The 20,804-nt window shown below is 40.2% G+C and carries 20 protein-coding genes, 1 tRNA gene and 1 pseudogene; 10 read left to right on the forward strand and 12 right to left on the reverse strand.

The window, feature by feature from the left end; all coding sequences use genetic code 11:
* The first annotated feature begins 19 nt into the window (after positions 1-19).
* Entirely contained in the window at positions 20-1,003 is a 984-nt protein-coding gene (locus BUA75_RS03620) for an aldo/keto reductase (RefSeq protein WP_072873223.1), read from the forward strand.
* On the opposite strand, the gene BUA75_RS03625 is transcribed toward BUA75_RS03620, so the two are convergent.
* The 6 genes from BUA75_RS03625 to BUA75_RS16255 all read right to left on the reverse strand — a co-directional run bounded on the left by BUA75_RS03625 (position 1,004) and on the right by BUA75_RS16255 (position 6,061).
* Positions 1,004-1,606 carry an NAD(P)/FAD-dependent oxidoreductase gene (locus BUA75_RS03625; RefSeq protein ID WP_072873224.1) on the reverse strand — a complete coding sequence of 201 codons (603 nt, stop codon included), beginning with the start codon at positions 1,604-1,606 and terminating at the stop codon, positions 1,004-1,006.
* Between the two features lie 212 nt (positions 1,607-1,818).
* Entirely contained in the window at positions 1,819-3,216 is a 1,398-nt protein-coding gene (locus BUA75_RS03630) for an MBL fold metallo-hydrolase (protein ID WP_072873225.1), read from the reverse strand.
* A 51-nt stretch (positions 3,217-3,267) separates the two neighbouring features.
* Positions 3,268-3,861 carry a helical membrane plugin domain-containing protein gene (locus tag BUA75_RS03635; protein ID WP_072873226.1) on the reverse strand — a complete coding sequence of 198 codons (594 nt, stop codon included), beginning with the start codon at positions 3,859-3,861 and terminating at the stop codon, positions 3,268-3,270.
* Positions 3,862-3,891: 30 nt separating this feature from the next.
* The gene (locus BUA75_RS03640) at positions 3,892-5,079 is read right to left on the reverse strand and encodes an FAD/NAD(P)-binding oxidoreductase (RefSeq protein ID WP_072873227.1); all 1,188 of its coding nucleotides are present in this window, start codon (positions 5,077-5,079) and stop codon (positions 3,892-3,894) included.
* A gap of 334 nt (positions 5,080-5,413) precedes the next feature.
* Positions 5,414-5,902 carry a sulfite exporter TauE/SafE family protein gene (locus BUA75_RS16250; protein ID WP_238413700.1) on the reverse strand — a complete coding sequence of 163 codons (489 nt, stop codon included), beginning with the start codon at positions 5,900-5,902 and terminating at the stop codon, positions 5,414-5,416.
* Positions 5,903-5,905: 3 nt separating this feature from the next.
* Positions 5,906-6,061, reverse strand: a complete 156-nt coding sequence (locus BUA75_RS16255; RefSeq protein ID WP_238413699.1) for a hypothetical protein — start codon at positions 6,059-6,061, stop codon at positions 5,906-5,908.
* A 174-nt stretch (positions 6,062-6,235) separates the two neighbouring features.
* Between BUA75_RS16255 and BUA75_RS03650 the strand changes: the two genes are divergently transcribed.
* From BUA75_RS03650 to BUA75_RS03670, 5 genes are all read left to right on the forward strand, one after another.
* Complete coding sequence (locus tag BUA75_RS03650) at positions 6,236-7,267, forward strand: sensor histidine kinase (protein ID WP_072873228.1); 1,032 nt, start codon at positions 6,236-6,238, stop codon at positions 7,265-7,267.
* A gap of 49 nt (positions 7,268-7,316) precedes the next feature.
* Positions 7,317-8,009: a response regulator transcription factor gene (locus tag BUA75_RS03655; protein WP_072873229.1), complete on the forward strand. Its 693-nt coding sequence runs from the start codon at positions 7,317-7,319 to the stop codon at positions 8,007-8,009.
* A 152-nt stretch (positions 8,010-8,161) separates the two neighbouring features.
* The gene (locus BUA75_RS03660) at positions 8,162-9,529 is read left to right on the forward strand and encodes a cytochrome ubiquinol oxidase subunit I (RefSeq protein ID WP_072873230.1); all 1,368 of its coding nucleotides are present in this window, start codon (positions 8,162-8,164) and stop codon (positions 9,527-9,529) included.
* Entirely contained in the window at positions 9,526-10,581 is a 1,056-nt protein-coding gene (locus BUA75_RS03665) for a cytochrome d ubiquinol oxidase subunit II (RefSeq protein WP_072873231.1), read from the forward strand. Before BUA75_RS03660 ends, BUA75_RS03665 begins: the two co-directional genes overlap by 4 nt.
* 31 nt (positions 10,582-10,612) lie before the next feature.
* Positions 10,613-10,936 (forward strand): antibiotic biosynthesis monooxygenase family protein, encoded by a 324-nt coding sequence (locus BUA75_RS03670; RefSeq protein WP_072873232.1) that lies wholly within the window; start codon positions 10,613-10,615, stop codon positions 10,934-10,936.
* 774 nt (positions 10,937-11,710) lie between these two features.
* Here the strand turns inward: BUA75_RS03670 and BUA75_RS03675 are convergent.
* Positions 11,711-12,220, reverse strand: a complete 510-nt coding sequence (locus BUA75_RS03675) for a hypothetical protein (protein ID WP_072873233.1) — start codon at positions 12,218-12,220, stop codon at positions 11,711-11,713.
* A gap of 87 nt (positions 12,221-12,307) precedes the next feature.
* On the opposite strand from BUA75_RS03675, the gene BUA75_RS16475 reads away from it, so the two are divergent.
* Together BUA75_RS16475 and BUA75_RS16480 are read left to right on the forward strand one after the other, a co-directional pair.
* Positions 12,308-12,724 carry an MFS transporter gene (locus BUA75_RS16475; protein WP_165611937.1) on the forward strand — a complete coding sequence of 139 codons (417 nt, stop codon included), beginning with the start codon at positions 12,308-12,310 and terminating at the stop codon, positions 12,722-12,724.
* Between the two features lie 15 nt (positions 12,725-12,739).
* Positions 12,740-13,474: pseudogene (locus BUA75_RS16480) on the forward strand (MFS transporter); the annotation flags it as partial.
* 178 nt (positions 13,475-13,652) lie between these two features.
* Here BUA75_RS16480 and BUA75_RS03690 read toward each other — a convergent pair.
* Both BUA75_RS03690 and BUA75_RS03695 read right to left on the reverse strand, forming a co-directional pair.
* The gene (locus BUA75_RS03690) at positions 13,653-15,113 is read right to left on the reverse strand and encodes a CoA-acylating methylmalonate-semialdehyde dehydrogenase (protein WP_072873236.1); all 1,461 of its coding nucleotides are present in this window, start codon (positions 15,111-15,113) and stop codon (positions 13,653-13,655) included.
* A gap of 78 nt (positions 15,114-15,191) precedes the next feature.
* The gene (locus tag BUA75_RS03695; protein ID WP_072873251.1) at positions 15,192-16,391 is read right to left on the reverse strand and encodes an iron-containing alcohol dehydrogenase; all 1,200 of its coding nucleotides are present in this window, start codon (positions 16,389-16,391) and stop codon (positions 15,192-15,194) included.
* Between the two features lie 609 nt (positions 16,392-17,000).
* On the opposite strand from BUA75_RS03695, the gene BUA75_RS03700 reads away from it, so the two are divergent.
* On the forward strand, positions 17,001-17,780 hold the full coding sequence (locus BUA75_RS03700; protein WP_072873237.1) for a sulfite exporter TauE/SafE family protein: 780 nt from the start codon (positions 17,001-17,003) through the stop codon (positions 17,778-17,780).
* A 33-nt stretch (positions 17,781-17,813) separates the two neighbouring features.
* On the opposite strand, the gene BUA75_RS03705 is transcribed toward BUA75_RS03700, so the two are convergent.
* Both BUA75_RS03705 and BUA75_RS03710 read right to left on the reverse strand, forming a co-directional pair.
* Positions 17,814-19,223, reverse strand: coding sequence for an MFS transporter (locus BUA75_RS03705; protein WP_072873238.1), 1,410 nt, complete (start codon positions 19,221-19,223; stop codon positions 17,814-17,816).
* Positions 19,220-19,603, reverse strand: coding sequence for a PadR family transcriptional regulator (locus tag BUA75_RS03710; RefSeq protein ID WP_072873239.1), 384 nt, complete (start codon positions 19,601-19,603; stop codon positions 19,220-19,222). The genes BUA75_RS03705 and BUA75_RS03710 overlap by 4 nt, the downstream gene beginning before the upstream one ends.
* Positions 19,604-19,787: 184 nt before the next feature.
* Here BUA75_RS03710 and BUA75_RS03715 point away from each other — a divergent pair, with 184 nt between their 5' ends.
* Positions 19,788-20,456 (forward strand): class II aldolase/adducin family protein, encoded by a 669-nt coding sequence (locus BUA75_RS03715; protein WP_072873240.1) that lies wholly within the window; start codon positions 19,788-19,790, stop codon positions 20,454-20,456.
* Positions 20,457-20,578: 122 nt separating this feature from the next.
* Here the strand turns inward: BUA75_RS03715 and BUA75_RS03720 are convergent.
* A tRNA-Gly gene (locus tag BUA75_RS03720) sits at positions 20,579-20,654 on the reverse strand.
* Between the last annotated feature and the right edge of the window lie 150 nt (positions 20,655-20,804).

Below are 20,804 nucleotides of genomic sequence, written 5' to 3' on the forward strand. Positions count from 1 at the left end.
AGAATGAGGTGTTTATCTAATGAACTATCGTGCGTTAGGTCATACGTCGCTTCAATTGAGCGAAATCAGTTTTGGAACATGGACGATTGGTGGAGATTGGGGAAATACTGACGATATTGAAGCGTTGCGCGCGCTGCAAGCAGCCATGGATGCTGGTGTGAATTTCTTTGATACAGCTGATGTATACGGCATGGGACACAGTGAAGAATTGCTTGCCAAAGCTACGCAGGGAAAAGAGCACAAGATCCATATAGCTACGAAATTTTGTCGATCCGGTGATATTTTAAATCCTGCTACCTATTCGGAAACATCCATTCGCCATTATTTAGAAGGAAGCTTGCGAAGGTTAAAAAGGGACTATGTGGATATTTACCAGATTCACTGTCCCCCCATGTTTATTTTAAAAGATGGATCAGTTTTTGAGGTATTGGAGAAATTGATGGATGAAGGAAAAATACGATATTACGGTGTAAGTGTAGAGACTGTCGAAGAAGGAATTTATACAATAGAACATTCGAATGCCAAAGCTTTGCAGGTCATATTTAATCTTTTCCGTCAAAAACCAATTGAATCCTTGTTTCCTCTCGCCAAGCAAAAGGGTGTGGGCATTTTAGCGCGCCTGCCGTTAGCCAGTGGGTTATTAACCGGGAAGTTCACCCCAGAACATCGTTTTTCAGAAAATGACCACCGTAACTTTAATGAACATGGGGAAAAATTTAATGTGGGCGAAACTTTTGCAGGGTTAGGATTTGTAAAAGGTGTAGAATTGGCGGAACAAGTGCGTTGGATTGCTGAAAATCGAGGCAATATGACAAGAGCTGCATTGCGCTGGATTCTTGATTTTGACGCAGTAACATGCGCTATACCAGGTTTTCGCACTACAGCTCAAGTGGAAGATAATTTAAAATCATTAGAGGTACCCTCTTTTTCAAAAGAAGAACACCAGCGCCTGGGAGAGTTCTATCGCATACAAGTCCAACCATGGATTCGTGGGGCCTATTAATCAATCATGCCACATAAAAGCTTTGCCTAAATGTTGACTTGCAATTTGTATACCTACAAAAGCACCTTGTCCAGAAGCAATGACCGTTTGACTGGGCAAATGAGCTAAGAGTCCAGCAATATACACATTTGTAATATGAGTACGGCCATTGTACTGGACACCTTCTACATATCGAATTTTACGGCTGGGAACGTGTTCATTCACAGCCAATGAGAATCCTGCGTCTTCCAGTAATTGATAACCCAAATTAACAGACAAGACCAGATAAGTTGTGGTAATAGGATTTTCCCACTCGTAATTTGTGGAAATTTTGTTAGGCTCCAAGAAGACTTTTTTTATTGGGCTATGTACATCTAGGGATGTAACCTGACCAGTCAGAAACTGCCCACCATATTTTTGAACTTGATGACGAGCTGCACTCAGCCATTCCTCTCCGGATATTCCTTCAACAATTCCTGGGAAATTCCAAATTTGTTTAACATCAGAGATTTGTGAATCTTCGTTATCTATGACTAGCGTTGAGAGTCCCGCTTTACTTGTAAAGAGTGCACAGCTTAATCCAGCTACTCCTCCACCTACTATTAATACATCGACATGTCTCATAGCGAATTCTCCCTCAATAAGATTTCTATTTTTATACTTATACCCTGTATAGTATCGTGAGGTTATTATACCACAAAAGCAGAATCCATATCCATTCATAAAAAAGAACTGTCCCTTGGTTAATCTGACATTCCGTCTGAACTCTCAGAGGATACAGATCACGTGTTGGGACAGCCTTATCTATTCACCTCAGTGATCGCAATCTTTACACCTTAATTTGTTCGAACCCATTCATCATATCCGCCCAATAGATTTTGAACATTCTTGATGCCCTTGGCTTGCAATATACTAGCTGCTATTGCCGATCTTCCGCCGCTCTTGCAATGGACAAGGATGGGTTTATCTGACGAAAGCTCATGGAGACGTTCATCTAAATGTCCCAGCATAATGTGTTTAGCTTCCGACATATGTCCTTCATCCCATTCATTTAGGTTTCGGACATCTAATACCTGTACTTCACCACTTAAAACTCGAGATTTAGCTAATTTTGGATCAACATTTTCGTATGATTCCATGTTCAATCCCGATTCATGGATGACTTTAGGATCCATTGCGGCTACGACATGATCAAGTCCAATCGACTGAAGAGATTCTAACACTTCTGGAAGTTGCTTTTCACTGGCGAGTAAGTAAATAGGAACATCATAGGAAATGAGCCATCCTGCCCAATTCACGAAAGATTTATTAAATGGAATATTCAAAGTACCTGGAAAATGACGTTCAGCAAACAATTTAGATGGTCTGGTATCAATAACTACACCTTTTTCCAGCCACTCATTCACCTTATGTCCATCTGTAGATTTTATCTTAGGCTCATTGATATCTGACAATAAAGGTGGTCCTTCTTTATTTAGTTTTTTCATCATGGCAAAATACTTGGGTGCCTCAGGTTGGCCAGTTAATAACGCCTGTACAAAATCTTCCTCGTTATCATATTGCAAAGCCCAATTGACCATTTTTTCATAGCCAACCGTACTTGAAGGGACCGCACCAAGAGCTTTTCCGCATGCACTGCCCGCACCATGAGCAGGTAGCACTTGGATAAAATCGGGCAATGTTTTGAATCTCTGTAGAGATTGAAACATTTTTCTTGCCAATGCATCAGATGTACCTTTTTGTCCGGCAGCTTTTTCCAACAAATCCGGTCTTCCTACATCTCCCACAAAAACAAAATCCCCTGTAAAAATGGCTAAAGGCGCAGTCGCCTTTGATCCACCGTCGGTTACTAAAAATGAAATATGTTCAGGAGTATGACCGGGCGTATGCATAACTTCAAAACGAATATTTCCAATGTTAAATTGACTACCGTCTTTCAATTTTTCTGAAGGATATTCTTCTAGAAATTCATATCGCCAGCCTTCTCCACCTTCATCAGAGAGATATAAGGTAGCCCCTGTTCTTGCAGCTAATTCGCGTGCACCCGAGATAAAATCAGCATGAATGTGCGTCTCCGTAGCACCTACGATTCGTACACCTTCTTTTTGGGCTAGCTCTAAGTAGGGCTTGACATCACGTGCAGGATCAATAACTATCGCTTCTCCTGTGGCTTGGCACCCCACTACATAAGAGGCATGCGCTAACTTTTCATCATAAAAATATTTCAGTAGCATGTTCAACTCACTCCGATTCTCTTGAAAATGTGAAATCATAAAGTGCAAGAACTACTTATTTTGAGACGATACATTGCGCTCCCCTATGACAGTCAAAATTTCCTTTATGATATGCAGCCCTTTTTGCATAGTAGGATCTTTTACCAATTTCATCAGCGAGAATACAGACAGCGTTGATTGATCTTTAGCTGCTCTTTGTTGGGCTTCCTTTACAATAGAGACACCATCCTGAATTTTAGAACGCCACGGTTCTACGATGTCATTGATTCCATTTGTTAAATACTCTATCGACTGTTTATCTGTGACAAAAGATTCTACAATATCTATTGCCAGTTCCATCTGTTGGACATATTTTGCTAGTTTTGGCAGTTTGTCTAGCAAAATGAACGCAGATTCAAGCGTATCTCGATTGAGGTGAATTGGTGGTAAGTCTGTTTTTATTCCACTCAAAAGATAATCCATGGAATCTCCGTCTTTAAAAACTTCATTTGCAAAAGATAGCATGCGGTCAAGAGCATCATATTTCTCCATTATGTTTGGTAGCTTTTCCAAAGCCTTGACAAGGCTTGATTGAATTTCTGGATTAGACAGAATGTCTGTCAATGAATCTTGAGTTCTACGTGTAACCTCTTGTTCAACTGACATGAAGTCCCCTCCTTTCTCCATGACTTTCTTTTACATCAATCCCTTAAGCATGCCATCCCAGTAGATGACGGGAAGTAATTCCTTTTTGAGTAAATACATACTCCATCTTTCTTTACCTTGATCAAACGGAAAAGTTTCATAGGGTTCATTATTGTAGTCAAATTCAGCAAGAATGAGGCTTCCATAGCCTGTAACTAAAGGGCAAGAAGTATAACCGTTATACTCCTTCACCACGGGTTGTTTCTGCATAAGGCTAAGAAGATTAGCTACAAGAACGGGAGCTTGTTTGCGTATCGCTGCCCCTGTTTTCGAAGTGGGTAAACTCGTACAATCTCCGATACCAAATATATTTTTAAATCGATTGTGCTGTAAGGTAAATTTATCTACATCTACCCAACCATCTGCATTTGCCAAAGGACTGGATTTGATAAAATCAGGAGCGCTCATGGGCGGAACTACATGAATCATTTCATAAGACATTTCAACATGCTGCTTGGTATCTAAGTTTTCAAATACGGCTATCTTTTCTTGACTACGAATCTCTATTAAATTGTGTTTAAAATGTGTTTCAATCTCTTTGCGCGCTATCACTTGATTTAACGAATCAGCATATTTTTTAACGCCAAAAATAGTTCCTCCGCCAGACACAAACATAACTTTCGACTTACTGCGTACCTTGTTCTTCCGAAAATAATCGTCAGCTAAATACATGATTTTTTGTGGAGCTCCACCACACTTAATTGGTGTATTGGGGGCTGTAAATATTGCGTTTCCACCTTTAAAATTACGCAAACTTTCCCAAGTGCTGTTGACATAGTCATACGAATAGTTACTACATACTCCATTTTTGCCTATCGATTCTTTGAGACCTTTAATTTTATGCCAATCAATTTGAATACCAGCAGCGACCACCAGATAGTCGTATGAAAGAGATTTTCCAGAATCTAAGATGACTTGATTATTTTCAGGAAGGAATTCTTTAACTGCCTCTTGAATCCAAACAGCTCCTTCAGGAATGACCGAAGCTTCTTCGCGTTCCGTTACTTCACGCTGAGCAACACCACCTCCAACCAGCGTCCATAGAGGTTGATAATAATGCTTTGTAGCGGGATCAATAATAGCAACCTGCCCAGAAATCCCCTTGTTTTCTCGCAATAATCTCGCTGCTACACTAATTCCTCCGGTACCGCCGCCTACAATGGCAATTTTATAATGCATACGCTTTCACTCCATTCTAATGATTTTTTCTGATTAAATACAGGATAGGGTATTACGAATAGCATTAAAGTATGGCAAGATGTCTTTACTGAATAACGTACACCTCATCATGCCAATTCTGTATCATGGAAATCCCTGATTGTTCGTGAGTTTCAAATGTTTAGTTTAATCAGATTATTTTCATAAATAATGAGGTGCTATTTTCTAAACCATAGAATACAATGTTCAAAGGTGCAGGGCTTGTACATTTAATACCAACATATAGATGGCGACCACAAAAACCACACCAGAAAAATATAATTTAAAGTTCGACGTTTTGAACTGAGTCGAGAAGCTAAAACGGTTCCAACAATTCTCCTACCATTCCGCCTGCGATGTATTCTATGACAACCCACCAGTTGACAAGGCCTGAAATACTATAATTTATAGCGGTAGTTAGTCCAAAAGTTCCAACTGAGAAGAGTGAAGAGCCAATAGCATCAATCATTGGTAAACCTGCCGAAAACATTAGACCAGGAACAATGAGAAAACTACCACCGATACCAAAAAATCCTGATGTAAAACCTACGGCCATCCCAATCATGATGATTTTGAAAACATTCGCTTGATTTTGAACATGTAAAGTATCTTCCGCCTGATGTTTTTTGGGCATAATCATTCGAATAGCCATGATAATTATTAGAATCGCAAACAAAAATAAAATTTGATTATCAGGTACCCATTTGCCTACGGCTGAACCAGCATAGGCTCCAATTGCACCTGGAATAGCAAATTGTACTGCAATTTTCCATTTTACATGTTGGTGTCTAGCGTGAGGTATCAATTTTTAAAATGCATTTACAGCAACTGCAAATGCTGTACTACCAATGACCACATGTGGATCGCCAATTCCTACTACGTAAAGCAATAGTGGAACAGCTAAAATGGATCCCCCACCACCGAGCAATCGTAAAGAAAATCCAACAATTCCTCCAGACAACACAGCAAGAAAAATTTAAATGGCCGTCAAAAAAACACTCTCCTCTCATGAGCAGAGTGTATGATGAAAGCAAGTTATAAAACATCAGAGAAAACTCTGATGATGTTCTTATGAAGAATAGGATAGAATTTAATCTAATTCATAGATATTGGAATTTATCATATTGGAGTGTGTCCTATGAAATCTAGCATCGAAGACGAGAATTCTAGACTTCGAGAACTATTTAATTTATTGAACGATGGAATTATAGTCATGGATAAGAAAAGAATTATTGTATTTATTAATCCTTCGGCCACACGTATGACAGGCTGGGAAGTTGGAGATATCATTCCATATTGCTTATATTGCCAGCAGAGAAAAGTGGAACCAGGAGAAGAAAGATGTTTTTTAGCCAGTCAACCTAGGCAAAGTTATTTTGAATCCGATCTACCAACTAAAATGGGTACTTTTGTACCTGTTGGAATGAGTAGAACTTTTTTGTCCACTCCTAATAATACTTCTTCACGTGATATGGTGATTACCATTCGGGATGTTACTATTGAGCGTCAAGCAAAGGAATTGGAAACACGAGCTCAATTAAATCAAAGAACCTTGGAAGTACAAGAAGAAGAGAGAAAAAGAATTTCTCAAGAATTACATGACAGTATTTCACAAACTTTATATGGCATTGATTTAAGTCTGGACCATCTCAAACGAAATGCTCCAATCCATCTTCAGAAGAGAATTGAGGAAATTAGAAAACAAGTGAAGTTATGCTCAGACGAAGTACGAGCTATGTCTCGAGATTTATATCCTGCTGTTCTTTACGACCTTGGACTTACAGCAGCCATTCGCATGCTAGCTGAACAAATGTCGTCCCATCGACGCGAAATAAAAGTTGTGATTGATAACAACTGGATTCACGATGATTTAAATCGAAGTGCCGTACACGTATATCGCATTGTACAAGAAGCTTTGCATAACGCTATTTTACATGGAAAAGCGACTCAAATTTCTATTTCTCTCTCTTGCAATCATATGTGTAAAGTGACTATTTTCGACAATGGTATGGGATTTCATATGGACAAAATCAAAAATAGTACAGGATACGGTTTAAAGAACATCAAAGAACGCGTGTCCGCATTACAGGGGGAATGGAACATAGATTCGTTACCTGGAAAGGGTACAAAGATAGAAGTCCAATTTCCGAATCCAATGATACTTTCTTAATTTCAACTTTTTCAAAATAAAAATAAACATAAAAAAGGGATGACACTGAATGGGAACTATAAAAGTGGTTATAGTGGACGATCATACACTGGTTCGACAAGGACTGCGTCTCATTTTTGAAGGAGTATCTGATATTACTGTAGTTGGAGAAGGAACTTCTGGCGATGAAGCTCTTATATTAGCTGAGCGATTATCTCCTGACGTGATTTTAATGGATGTTCATATGCCACTCGGTCTAGATGGGATTACGGCTGCAAGGCACATTCGTGAAATGTCTCCTCAAATTCGCATTATCATGTTAACGATGTTTGATGATGATATACACGTTGAACGTATGCTAGCTGCTGGAGTAGATGGGATATTGTTTAAAAACGATGATAGTACTGAAATTTTAGAAGCTGTGCGTAAGGGTACGGTTAGGAATCCTTATTTACCCAAACGTCTATCTCAAGAGACAATCAATCGGATTTTGCACAAATCTAAGGCAGAAAATTTTTTCCATGAACTTTCTCCTCGAGAGACAGAAGTTTTGATTTTATTAGCCAATGGATTTACTAATAAGGAAATTTCTAAACGACTTCATATTAGCGTCAAAACAGTAGAAACACATCGTTCTAATATTATGAAAAGACTAAATCTAGAATCACGTGCTGAACTTGTCAATTATGCCTTAAAAAATGGATATATTGAATCTCTTCTCTTCCTGATGATCCTTCTTCACATCCTCAAACCTAATGTATAGCGTCCATCGATTGATCCGATTCTCCATTCCGACTCCACATTACTCATGTAATTTAAACTCTGTACGTATATCAGGAACTTCCCTGATATCCTGAAACTTCTCCTCAGAGCTACAATGAATATGCTGGATAAGCAAAGAGGAGTGTGACGAGTATGTCTGATTTAACCCTTGCACGAACTTTATTCGGTGTAACATTAGGCTATCATATTACTTACGCTACGCTTGGTGTGGGAATTCCATTTTTAATTTTTTTGGCTGAAATAATGGCTGCCAAAAAAAAGGACACAAGTTATCAACTATTTGCCAAACGACTTACTCGTGTGGCTGTTTTGCTGGTAGGTGTTGGTATTGTAACGGGTACAACAGTAGCAGTTATGCTCTCCGTTCTATGGCCAAAGTTTATGGCTGTTGTCGGACAAATCATTAACATCCCTTTTGAATTGGAAATTTTCGCTTTTATTATGGAATCACTATTCCTTGCTATTTATGTTTATGGTGCTGATAAAATTAGTCAACGTACACGGATTTTTGCTAGTCTTGGAGTTTCTATTGGTGCGGCGCTATCTGCACTTTTAGTTACGGATGTCAATGCCTTTATGAATACACCGACAGGTATAAAATGGGATAACGGAAAAATATTATACGCTAATCCCTGGAAAGCTATGATTAACCCATCCATGCCAGAAGAACTAGGTCATGTATTAACATCGGCTTATATGGCCGTAGCTTTTGTCTTTGCTGCAGTTGCCGCTGTATCTCTACTGAAAAAGGGATTGAGTGAGTTTGAACAACGTTATCACCGGCAGAATTTAACTCTCACTATGTTGGTTGGTGGGATAGCAGGAATTTTAACGGCTTTTTTTGGAGATGCATCCGGGAAAATGATGGCCACTTATCAACCTGAGAAATTAGCTGCAGCAGAAGGGTTGTTTCATACAACCCGTTACGCGCCTTTGGTCATCGGCGGTATAGTCAACGTGCATCAGCAAAAAATTATAGGTGGAATTCCTATCCCTGGCTTCTTGAGCTGGCTTGCAACCATGCACTTTAATAGACCTGTAATAGGATTGGATGCTTTTGCAAGATGGACCTGGCCAGATCTCATCCCTGTTCACCTCATGTTTGATGCTATGGTTGGTATAGGAACTTTTTGTATTCTTCTTTCTATGATTTATTTCTATTTTAAATGGAAGAAGATCAACTTACTTTCTGCACGCTGGTTTCTAAAACTTATCGTTTTTTCTGGATTTTTAGCTATGGCTGGCATTGAAGACGGCTGGATTTTTGCAGAAGAGGCACGACAACCTTGGATTATCTACAATCTGATGACTGTCAGAGAAGCAGTTACTACTGCCCCTGGAATCGGCTGGATGTTTGGTGGGTTTATGGCTCTTTTTACAGTGCTTCTCATAGCAACCGTATGGTCACTGCGCGTCTATTTTAAGAAACACACTGTTTGTGAGTCCGAGCCATCTGAATCATTCATCCATACGTCTGCTACAAAGGGCGTGAAAGCATGACCATTCTGATTATGGGAGCATGGTTTTTTTGGCTGCTGGTCTTTGTTTACTCTATTCTAGGGGCTATAGATTTTGGTTCAAGTTTTTGGCGATGGTTTTTTCATATGAGAGGATTTGCATATGCGGAATCAGTAGCATCGACATACCTATCACCAACTTGGGAATTAATTAATGCCTTTCTGATTGTCATTCCGGTTGCCTTAGTAGGATTATTTCCTAAAGCTGCATTTACTTACGGCACAATACTTGCCCTTCCTGCTACCCTGTTATTAATTTTACTATCCTTACGTGGAGCTTATTTACAGTTTGGATATGCTTCTCAACGGTTTCAAACGCATACCCTATTTGTTTCTGGTTTGACAGGCCTTTTGCTGCCTGGCATGTTTATTGCGTTACTTCCTCTTTCACAAGGAGGGTATATAAGCCTTATTGACGGTCATCTGATATTTCATGTCAAAATGTTTTTTACAAGTATTTCTGTATACCTATATATGGCCTTTGGTGTAGCACTATCCCTTTACCTTTCTGCACTTTTTCTTGCACGCTATGCTCAGCAGGCAGAACAATGGAGCGCTTATTATCGCTTTGTTTCCGGCGCTCGATGGATAGGGTCTGTTAGTCTGTTTTTAGGAGCCAGTGCTCTATTTTATCCTACTCCACACGGCATGCATCTGATGGAAAATGGATTACGCCACCCAACTTTTATATTTTTAATGGTAGGATCTCTCCTCGCCTTTTTACTCAGTTACAGTTTGATTCTTTCTACTCGACGCGATCGAAAAATATCAAATATGAGAGCTTTATGGCAACTTGGATTGGCCTTGGCACAAGTTGTTTTATCTCAACTTGGTTATGCTATTGCTCATGCTCCGTATCTGTTATACCCATATTTAACCCTTCAATCATCGTCTTCAAATTCTTTAATGTTTCGCTCGACACTCCTCGTATTATTGTTAGGTTTAGTCGTGTTGAGTCCTTTATTGCTTTGGTTTAGACGATTATTTATCGTCGATGCTGAATATGTGGCCACGCACATGAAAGAACGACATTAAACTTATTGAGATGAGGAAAGGAGACAGTATGATGACAAAGTCAAAAACCATTGTTTCAAATACACCTAGGCCCCCCTACTATTCCGTCATCCTAACGGTTGCTCCCGGTGAGGATTTAAGTGGATACCATGAAATGACAGAAGAGATTATTCAAGCTGCATCTGAACAAGAAGGATTTCTTGGAATAGAGAGCGCTGAAGATGAACTTGGAATTATTGTTTCCTACTGGGATTCTCTTGCTTCCATCGAAGCCTGGAGTCGAAACGCTTTTCATCAGTTTGCAAAATCAAAAGGAAAATCTATATGGTATCAAAAATTCCGCACTCGCATCTGTAAAGTTGAACATGAGTATTAAAAATTTATTTTAATAGAAAAATGTTTCTATAACTCTTTTCGACTGCTTGAGGAGTGTGGTAAAAGTTATTCCCATACACACTCCTCTTTCTAATCTAAACCTTTGTTATATGGATAGCACCATCAAAATAAAGCAAAACCACCGCTAAGACAATTTGTCAATTTGCCAAAAGGCATGCTGAAGAGTCCGTTCAGCCATTTGTGAAATGTTGTCTTGAGCAGCAATCCGCTAGTTACAGTTTTGAATCCATGGTCTTCATCTGCTTATTCATATTCAGGATTTTTTGTACAACAAGGTAGCCTGTGGCTACCCAAAACAATACTCCATCAACGAAAACTGCCACAGTTGCCACAAATCACGCAATCAAAAGTCTTCCAGAAAGAGGATACCGCAATAAAGCGCCTTTCCAAATCGTTTCAATAATCGAGTTGGCAAGAACCAACTCATCTTCTGTAACAAGAAGTGGAATAACAACTATCCAACTAACGTTGGTCCATGGAGTTAAATACCCTGCGACAAGAACAAGTTAAAAAAACACCAGCATGAGTAATGCGTGTACTGCGTAAAGCAGTGGAATTTTCCATAAACACGATACCCAGCAACACATCCGTAGCAATCAATATATTGATATGGAGCACGTTCAACTACGTTTCCTACAACTGGTTCAAGCAGAACACCTTGTAACCCAAATGCAATTCACAACCTATATCCGTTACCATACCTGTTTCGTGATCAGCAACCGAAAGTAACAGAAAATCCACAAAACTCATTGATTTAATTGGTGCTAAATTCATCTTTCCATTGGTTGTTTTTTAGCCAGTTATACAAATCTTTGTCCTTAAAATAGAGAGTTTTATTTTTAATCTGGTACGAAATCACGCCACTCACAAAGTGATACAACGCTTTCGGTTCTTGTGAATGTCCCGACATATAGTATGCAGGACTAATCAAAATTTGCTGTTTAGAGGATAACTGCAATACTAGTTTTGCAGGATTTGTATTTGCGTTTGTTATGATGGGCGGATTGGGAGGTGGTGGAAGTTGTATGGATACAGGTTGAGTCTTAGTTAACCAGTTTTCAATCTGGGCTATTGTCTTTGATTGTTTTTTAGGACTATATGACCTAGCTGCCAATCCATAAACTACGTAAACATGTTGAATATCTTTTGTTTTAGGAAATGGCACCCATTGTGCCCCTTTTTTTGCAACAACATGTGGAAGCTGACCATAACCAGTCAGTAACAACGACAGCATCAAACTGAAAATAAACAATAATTTGGACATTTCAATCACCTCTCTATATAGACGCCATACAACCTGTGAATGTTACATCATCTTACATTCTCATTAGCTCATGAGAGTATGATGTTTGTGGCTTATTTGGACCGAATCAACATTTCAATTGCAGATCCTACCATTCAAAAGGCATTGCACATTAGTCCAGTGGCCTTCGGAGCAGTCTTATCCGCATTTACATTTGGTTATGCCATTTTACAAATTCCGGGTGGTATTCTCGCTGATAAAATTGGTGCTAAGAAATTACTTGTGATTGCACTCATTTGGTGGTCCATCTTCACAGGCATGACAGGTATGGCCATGTCCGTTGGATTTCTGATTGTTGTCCGAGTTCTGTTTGGCGTTGGGGAAGGTCTCGAAAATGGCGCTCAATTCAAATTAATTGGAGACTTTTTTCCATCGAAACAGCGGTCAGCTGCAAACGGGCTTTTTTTGATATCTATTGCCCTAGGTCCGGCTATTGTGGCTCCGTTAGCCGTCTGGCTACTTTAAGTAGCCGGTTGGCATGGCATGTTCTATTGGTTTATTATTCCGGGCGTGTTCATGGCCATTTTGATTTCCTTCCTGATTCCACACAAACCTTCAGAAGGTATCGTGCATACCGAAATCATAAATCGTAAAGGACTGCATGCAACATGGTCTGATGTCTTGGCATATCCGATGATTAGGCTTGCGTTCTTTGCCTATTTATTTTTTAATATCGCATACTGGGGATTCCTGGGATGGATGCCATCCTACCTAAGTCAGGCACGCCATATAACGCTTTCAGCGCTCGGTGTAGATGCCTCTTTACCCTACTGGTTTGGATTTTTAGGACTTGTCATTCTTGGCTTCCTTGGCAACAAACTGTTGTACCGCTTCCGTGCCACCATGATTGCGATTAGCTACTTGATAGCGGGCGTATCACTATACATTGCGTATACTACAGGTACTGTTGATGGAAGTGTGGTCGGACTCTGTGCCGCTGCTTTCTTCCTTTACGGTGGTTTTGGTCCAATTTGGGGTGTTGCACTTGATCTTTTGCCCGACAGTTTGCGCGGTACATTTACCGGTTTTGTGAACTTCGGAGGTCAGATTGGGGGTTTTATTGCACCGCTTATCATCGGCGGCATTGTATCTGCGACACATTCGTACAATGACGGCTTTCTATTCATGATTGGCGGTGTTGTTCTTGCTGCCATTGCACTGTTCTGGCTGCAGGGTGTGTGGCTCCGGACTCCACAAGCGACTGAAGGGGCTTAAATTGTTAAATTGCAGAATGACTCCGGCCGTTTGTTATCAACTGGTCGGAGTCGTTTTATGAAGATTAGCATCAAAGGATTGTGTAATCTTCCATCATTATAAGTCAGCTAATTTCCTGCTACCCAATCCTATAAAAACTTTAAATTGAATTCGAATAGTGTGTTAATGTCCCAAAGGATTACATTCGCACAGTCACCATTTTTCTCCTGGTGTAGAAATTGACGCCGTCCTTGCCATTTGCGTGAAGGTCACCATAGAACGAATCTTTCCAACCAGAAAACGGGAAAAATGCCATCGGTGCAGGCACCCCGATGTTGACTCCAAGCATACCAGCATCGATTTCTTCTCGAAATTGCCGAATCGCACTCGCACTATCAGTAAAAATGCAGGCACCATTGGCAAACCGGGATTGATTCGTCAATTCAATCGCCTCGGTGAGCGTGTTGACGCGTACAACGGAAAGTACCGGTGCAAAAATCTCATCTTTCCAAATCGTCATCTCCGTACTGACTTGATCGAAGATGGTAGGACCTACAAAATATCCATTTTCTTCGACACTGTCTAAACGACCATCGCGCACCAACTGAGCCCCTTGTTTCACGCCAGATTCAATGTAGCCGAGAGTTTTTTGACGATGACTCTCACGAATTAACGGACCCAAGAATACTTCTTCATTCAATCCATTTCCTATCCGGATCTGATCCGATGCTTCCTTGAGTCTAAAAACAAGCTCATCTGCAATATCTCCTACTGCAACAACTACGGAACAAGCCATGCATCGCTCCCCAGCAGAACCAAAGGCTGCACCAATGATTTGCTCTACAGCCAAATCGAGATCGGCATCCGGAAGAACAATCGTATGATTCTTTGCACCCGCTAAAGCTTGCACCCGCTTTCCGTTTTGTGCAGCCGTTCTATAGACATACTCTGCAACAGGTTGCGATCCGACAAAGGAAATTGCCTTGATACCTTTGTGTTCCAGCAAACCATTTACGGCGTCATGAGCACCGTGAACAATATTGAGGACGCCTTGCGGAAGTCCTGCTTCGTTGAACAGTTCCACAAGACGCTGCGCCATCATTGGTGTCCGTTCGGACGGTTTGAGAATGAAGGTATTGCCGCAAGCAATGGCAAGCGGAAACATCCAGCATGGAACCATCATTGGAAAGTTAAACGGCGTAATCCCTGCGACAACACCAACCGGATAACGATACATGGCAGAATCGAGCCCAGATGCAATTTCCGTCAACTGTTCCCCCATCATCAGTGTTGGAGCACCAGCAGCAAACTCGACATTCTCAATACTGCGTTGCACCTCTCCATAGGCTTCTTTATAGCTTTTGCCGTTTTCAACGGTGATGAGGCGAGCGAGTTCGTCCCAGTGCTCAACCAGCAGTTGTTGATACCGAAAGAGGATTCGAGCTCGTTTGGGAACAGGTGTTTTACTCCAAACCGCAAAAGCTTTAGTCGCCTCTTTGACAGCTATATCAATGTCGTTTGGGGTCGAAAGTGGAACGCGGGCTATTGTTTGATCTGTTGCGGGATTCGGTACGTCCTCATATTTCTCAGTCTGTGCCTCTATCCACTGACCGCCTATATAGTTCTTGAGGGTCTTAATTTCTGTTGACGATTTTGTCATATGTCCACTACCTCCCAAATGGGTATCTTATATAATGTATCTTCAAACAACTCCTGCAAACTTACGCGCGAGTTTTCTTCATTGAAAAGAAAAGTCCATTGCATAAGCCGATTTGTAGAGTTGTACAATCTCTTCATGAGAAGGTACCTTCGGATTGTTTGCCGGACTTCCACTTGCAATTGCATCCGTAGCCATTTTGTCTAAAGTCTTTATGAACTCGTTTTCATCAATGCCCCATTGTTTCATGTTGGGAATATCCAACTTTGCACAAAGCTGCGACACGTGTTGAACGGTACTGTTGGCCACATCTTCGTCAGAACTGCTCTCATCTCCGAGATTCAGCGCTCGGCCAATATTTGCAAGTCGATCTGTACAAGCATCTTTCGAATAATCCAAAACCGTTGGCAGCAGCATTGCGTTCGATATACCGTGCGGAACGTGAAAAACTGCTCCGATGGGACGAGACATACCGTGCACGAGGCAAACTGAAGCATTGGTAAATGCCATACCCGCCTCCATCGCTGCAATGGACATGGCTTCACGAGCCACGAGGTCTTCACCATTGACATAGGCTCTTTCGATGTGGTTAACAATTTTTTGAATTGCCGACATGGCTAACGTATCAGTGAGAGGATGTCTCCGCTTTGAAATATACGCCTCTATCGCATGGCAAAGCGCATCAATTCCCGTAGCAGCTGTCACCTGAGGTGGAGACGAAATGGTGAGCAACGGATCGACAATAGCCACGTATGGAATCAGTGCCGGTTGGCGAATCATCATTTTAATATCAGCTTTTGTATGAGTGATAACCGTAACGCTTGTTACTTCCGATCCGGTTCCCGCTGTGGTCGGAATTGCAATCAAAGGTATTGGCGTTTTATCGAACAACCTGTTACTCCCCATGTACTGTCCAATGTAACCTTCGTGAACAGCCATAACGGCGACTGCCTTGGCTGCGTCTATGCAACTGCCACCACCAATACTAACGACCAAATCGCAATGATGCTGGATAAATTCACTTAGTGCTTCTTCAACATGTATGTCTGTCGGCTCTGCGTTCACACCTGCATACACCGTGTATTCCAGACCGGATTGTTTCAAGAGGGTTGAAACTCGTTCAACATGTCCTAAATCCATCATAATCTTGTCCGTTACAACCAACACCCGTGATCCAAGATTCGATACTACACTTCCCAGTTTCTCCAGCGATCCGATTCCTGAATAGACCACGCTTGGGACACGAAACTCCCCAATTGAACTCACTTGTGCTGAACTCATGATCGTCAATCCTTTCCATAATTGACTTACATACCAATGTATCAGCAATTCTCGTGCCAAGAATATAACAAGTTGTAAGGGTAACTCAGCAAAGCATGTCATTTTCAAATACAATGAACTTTTCAATCAACCGTATTCTTTGATTTATCCAAATGTAGTGTTGATGCAATGTCTGTTTATGTAAAAAAATCAAAACAAATTTGTCGTTCATTTCAGACATTTTCACTAAGGAAGTAACTGGATTTCATATCGGTGTACTCATGAGATTTGTTCCGTCAACGATTCTGCTTATCGTAGTTGTTATTTTTATTTGAAGAAAAGATGAAGTGTATGTGTTCAATGTCACTGTGACTCCAGCCTCTGAGCCTTTCAGCAATGCTCTCCATTCCCCCTTATCTGAGTGATCCGAGTGATCCAGGCAAAATGGTTTAAACCTGACTACTTGCCCCAATCTCTGAATAACTCAATGATAAGGCAAGTGCAAAATGGCATCAATCCATATCCATATACCGATGGTCTCCCACCCTACATACCCCTACACGTATAATCTTGTCCAGCTGAGCATATAAACAAATATCTACTTTATTCATGTTGTTAGGGGATGTGTTTATGAGTTTAGCTACTTTTGTTACCATTTTAACGATTGGATTGGTAGGCTCGTTTATTTCAGGAATGCTTGGTATTGGTGGTTCAATTGTCAAGTACCCACTATTGCTCTATATACCACCTTTACTGGGAGTTGCAGCATTTACAGCTCACCAGGTATCTGGCATCAGTGCAGTTCAGGTATTATTTGCAGCAGGATCCGGAGTATGGGCTTATCGAAAAGGGAATTTCCTCCATTGGAAGCTTATTTCATACATGGGTAGCGCCATCCTTATTGGAAGTTTTATTGGGGCATTCGGAGCTAAATTTTTACCTGAATCGACGATCAATATTATCTATGCTTCCTTAGCGACTGTAGCTGCCATAATGATGTTTTTCTCGAACAAAGAATTAGAAGAAATTCCTGTAACAGAAATTACCTTTCAGCGTTCCATTGCTGTCATAGCTTCATTTATAGTAGGCATATTGTGTGGAATTGTAGGTGCGGCAGGCGCATTTATTTTAGTGCCTATTATGCTTGTCGTTCTACGAATTCCAACGCGAGTCACCATAGCATCTTCTTTAGCTATAACGCTCATTTCTTCTATTGGTACAACCATAGGAAAACTTTCTACTGGTGATGTTTTACTAGGTCCAGCCCTTATTATGATTTGGGCAAGTATACTCGGTGCTCCCCTAGGAGCTCGAATCAGTAAACACATGAATACCCGATGGCTTCGATTCATACTTGCTGCACTTATATTAGCTACAAGTTTGAAAATTTGGATGGATGTTTTACTTTAATAATCTTACTAGACAAAAAATGATTTGACATTATCATAACGCACGTAATTTACGTTGAATGATCAACCGAATCAAAGTAAGTAGTATCCCTAGTATTCCTATAAAGAACCCCATGGTAAATGAAAAAGATGTGGCGTGAATAAATCCTTGAGTCGTGTACAAATGATTTCCCGATAGTTGTAAGAATAATACAGATAAAGCTACGCCTGAAACTCTTCCAAAATTCCGTACGGTAGCCATTAAACTACCTGTAATTCCCGATTTTTCGAGTGGTGCACTTTCAAGTACAGCAACATTATTAGGGGATGTAAATAAACCAATTCCAATGCCAAATAAGGATAGCGCGATCACAATATTTAAATAGGATGTATGGATATGAAACATTGACATAAATCCGAGTCCTAGTGTTGCGAATAATAATCCTATCATCGCTGGACCATGTGTTCCATATTTATCAGCTAACCATCCCCCGATTGGAGAAAAGAGAATCATGCATACAGCCTGTGGTGTAAGAAGAAATCCAATATGAGATTCAGAGATATGTAATACTTGATGCATATACAAAGGCAGTAAAATTCCCGGAAACATCATCATGATATAGGATATATATCCAGTAAAATTACCAATTGAAAATGCGCTTGAACGAAATAATGAAATTTGAATTATAGGATGTTCTATCGATATTTCTCGTCTAATCAAAAATAGAAACGAGATAATGGAGATGGTTATCGTCACAAAACTGACCAGGCTATCCCACCCCCATGTCGAACCTTCCGACATAAACAGTAGTAAGCAAATAATGGCCAAAAAATATAAACTAGCTCCTATCACGTCAAATGAATTTTTCGCTTGGTTGCTACGAATGGACATTAATACAAAAATTATTGCAATAAACGAAATTGCACCTATTGGCAAGTTCACTAAAAATACAGATCGCCATCCAAACGAAGAAATTAAAAAACCACCTAAGGAAGGTCCGACAATGGTTCCAGCTGCTACAACGCTTCCAACCAAACCCAAAGGCCGACCTCGTTCACCTGACGGAAATATATACGAAACAATGGACATAACATTTCCCATAATAATAGCGCCGCCAATAGACTGGAAAATTCGAAAAACTATCAATTGTAAAATACTTTCAGAGAAAGCGCAAAGTAAAGAACCGAAAGTGAATATACCAATACCTGTTAAAAAAACAGTTTTTCTATCTAATCTATCTGATAGAGTTCCTATAATCGGTAAAATTCCTGTAATCATAAGTAAGTATGCAGAAATCACCCATTGTAAAACTTGTGGCGTTGTATGAAAATCTTTTTCAAGAACCGGCAGGGCAACATTCATAATACTACTGTCTACATTCACCATAAATGTACCCGACACAACAACAGTAAATATAATCCATCTATACCAAGATTGATATGTCTGTTCGGATACTTGTTTCACTCTTTTGTCTCTCCATTGAACTCGTGGATTCTATTCAAGGATTCATACTCATGTATAAAAAAATCCAGATTTTTTTTTCGTAAACATATGTCCTCGTACCACATTTTTAATTCATCTAATCCTATAGGAGTTATATGATAAATACGTTTAGCTGGTCCAGTATCTTCTGTATTCCAATAAGATGTAACACATTGACGTTCTTCTAAATCACGTAAAACACGATACACCGCTCCACTATCAATTCCCCAATTAGCCGGCATCATTTCGTTCATTCTGTTCCAAAGAGCACCACCATGTGTATCTTCTTTTGATAAAAACAACAAAATAAAAGCTGGTAAATGACGATTTTGTTTCCCTGGTAAACTAGTATCTTTTGCCATTAAAATCCCTCTCTATACAATTTGAAAAGAAATCATACTGTGTTAAACAGTATAATTGAAGTTGCATATATACTCAACAGTTAATTTTATCTAAATTTTTACTTATAAATGAATTATCTATTGACATCAAAATAATATACTGTAATATACAGTATGATATCATTAACACAATGGAGGGTTATACATGGTGGATATTCAAGAAAGTAAACAAAATATCATCAATGCCGCAAATTTACTTCGTGATGCAGGTCTTATGTTCCGGGGTTTTCATGCGAATTTGTCTGCTAGGCTATCCTCAGACACTATGCTCATGACACGCGGTGGGAATGTTGCAAATTTAGATGAAGATAGTTTTGCGGTCATTCGTACAGATGGAACAGTTCTGGAAGGCGAAGTTATGCCAGCTCAAGCTGAAATTATACAAATGCATGCTGCTGTATATAGAGCGAGAGAATCGGTAGGTGGCATTATTCATACGCATGCCCCAAATGCAACAGCTTTTGCCATTGCACACGAACCTATTCCGGTAGTGTACGAACCACTTATGCGGTTTGGAATGACTGAACCAGCACCTGTTATTAAATGGGCACCTCGAGGTTCTAATGCGTCCGTGAATGGAATAGTTGAAGCGGTAAAACTAAAACCAGGCATTTCTGCTGTCCTTCTAGCTAATCACGGAGTTTTAGCGTTTGGAAAATCTCCTGTAGAAACGGCACAGTTGCTCGCCACACTTGACGAAGGAGCAGAATTGATATTAAAAGCTCGTCTTATTGGAGGAGAAAAATCATTGCCAGAACAGGCATTTCAACAAATTGAAGAGCATAAACGCAAGTTTGAAAATATTCATTCTTGATTTTCTTCAGCGGTTGATAAATTCTCTCAATTGCTGGAATCCGAAAATTAAGTTTGTAGTGAATTTGTAGATTCTACACGAAAAAAGGCTTCCGATAAACATCTCGGAAGCCTTGTCTTTTCTGGAGCGGATGACGGGGCTCGAACCCGCAACATTCAGCTTGGGAAGCTGACGCTCTGCCAATTGAACTACATCCGCATCTTCAATTCAATCAATCTATAGTATATCCCACATGATCATTAGGAAGCAAGCATTCGCGATCACTCAGCTAAAATCTTACCGAAAGGGTATCGGCTCACTCAAACAGAAATCTTACCGAAGGGATCGATGTGCGGATGTCCATGCAGA

It is taken from the genome of Alicyclobacillus tolerans, assembly GCF_900142255.1.
In the GTDB taxonomy this organism is placed as follows: domain Bacteria; phylum Bacillota; class Bacilli; order Alicyclobacillales; family Alicyclobacillaceae; genus Alicyclobacillus_I; species Alicyclobacillus_I tolerans.

What these genes read in the sequence shown, in the direction of transcription:
- BUA75_RS03710 (WP_072873239.1), bottom strand. Translation starts at nt 19,603, where the DNA reads ATGGCAAAAGATACTAGTTTACCAGGGAAACAAAATCGTCATTTACCA.
- BUA75_RS03655 (WP_072873229.1), top strand. Translation starts at nt 7,317, where the DNA reads ATGGGAACTATAAAAGTGGTTATAGTGGACGATCATACACTGGTTCGA.
- BUA75_RS03635 (WP_072873226.1), bottom strand. Translation starts at nt 3,861, where the DNA reads ATGTCAGTTGAACAAGAGGTTACACGTAGAACTCAAGATTCATTGACA.
- BUA75_RS03690 (WP_072873236.1), bottom strand. Translation starts at nt 15,113, where the DNA reads ATGACAAAATCGTCAACAGAAATTAAGACCCTCAAGAACTATATAGGC.
- BUA75_RS03625 (WP_072873224.1), bottom strand. Translation starts at nt 1,606, where the DNA reads ATGAGACATGTCGATGTATTAATAGTAGGTGGAGGAGTAGCTGGATTA.
- BUA75_RS03665 (WP_072873231.1), top strand. Translation starts at nt 9,526, where the DNA reads ATGACCATTCTGATTATGGGAGCATGGTTTTTTTGGCTGCTGGTCTTT.
- BUA75_RS03640 (WP_072873227.1), bottom strand. Translation starts at nt 5,079, where the DNA reads ATGCATTATAAAATTGCCATTGTAGGCGGCGGTACCGGAGGAATTAGT.
- BUA75_RS03630 (WP_072873225.1), bottom strand. Translation starts at nt 3,216, where the DNA reads ATGCTACTGAAATATTTTTATGATGAAAAGTTAGCGCATGCCTCTTAT.
- BUA75_RS03670 (WP_072873232.1), top strand. Translation starts at nt 10,613, where the DNA reads ATGACAAAGTCAAAAACCATTGTTTCAAATACACCTAGGCCCCCCTAC.
- BUA75_RS03650 (WP_072873228.1), top strand. Translation starts at nt 6,236, where the DNA reads ATGAAATCTAGCATCGAAGACGAGAATTCTAGACTTCGAGAACTATTT.
- BUA75_RS03700 (WP_072873237.1), top strand. Translation starts at nt 17,001, where the DNA reads ATGAGTTTAGCTACTTTTGTTACCATTTTAACGATTGGATTGGTAGGC.
- BUA75_RS03660 (WP_072873230.1), top strand. Translation starts at nt 8,162, where the DNA reads ATGTCTGATTTAACCCTTGCACGAACTTTATTCGGTGTAACATTAGGC.
- BUA75_RS03675 (WP_072873233.1), bottom strand. Translation starts at nt 12,220, where the DNA reads ATGTCCAAATTATTGTTTATTTTCAGTTTGATGCTGTCGTTGTTACTG.
- BUA75_RS03620 (WP_072873223.1), top strand. Translation starts at nt 20, where the DNA reads ATGAACTATCGTGCGTTAGGTCATACGTCGCTTCAATTGAGCGAAATC.
- BUA75_RS03695 (WP_072873251.1), bottom strand. Translation starts at nt 16,391, where the DNA reads ATGAGTTCAGCACAAGTGAGTTCAATTGGGGAGTTTCGTGTCCCAAGC.
- BUA75_RS03715 (WP_072873240.1), top strand. Translation starts at nt 19,788, where the DNA reads ATGGTGGATATTCAAGAAAGTAAACAAAATATCATCAATGCCGCAAAT.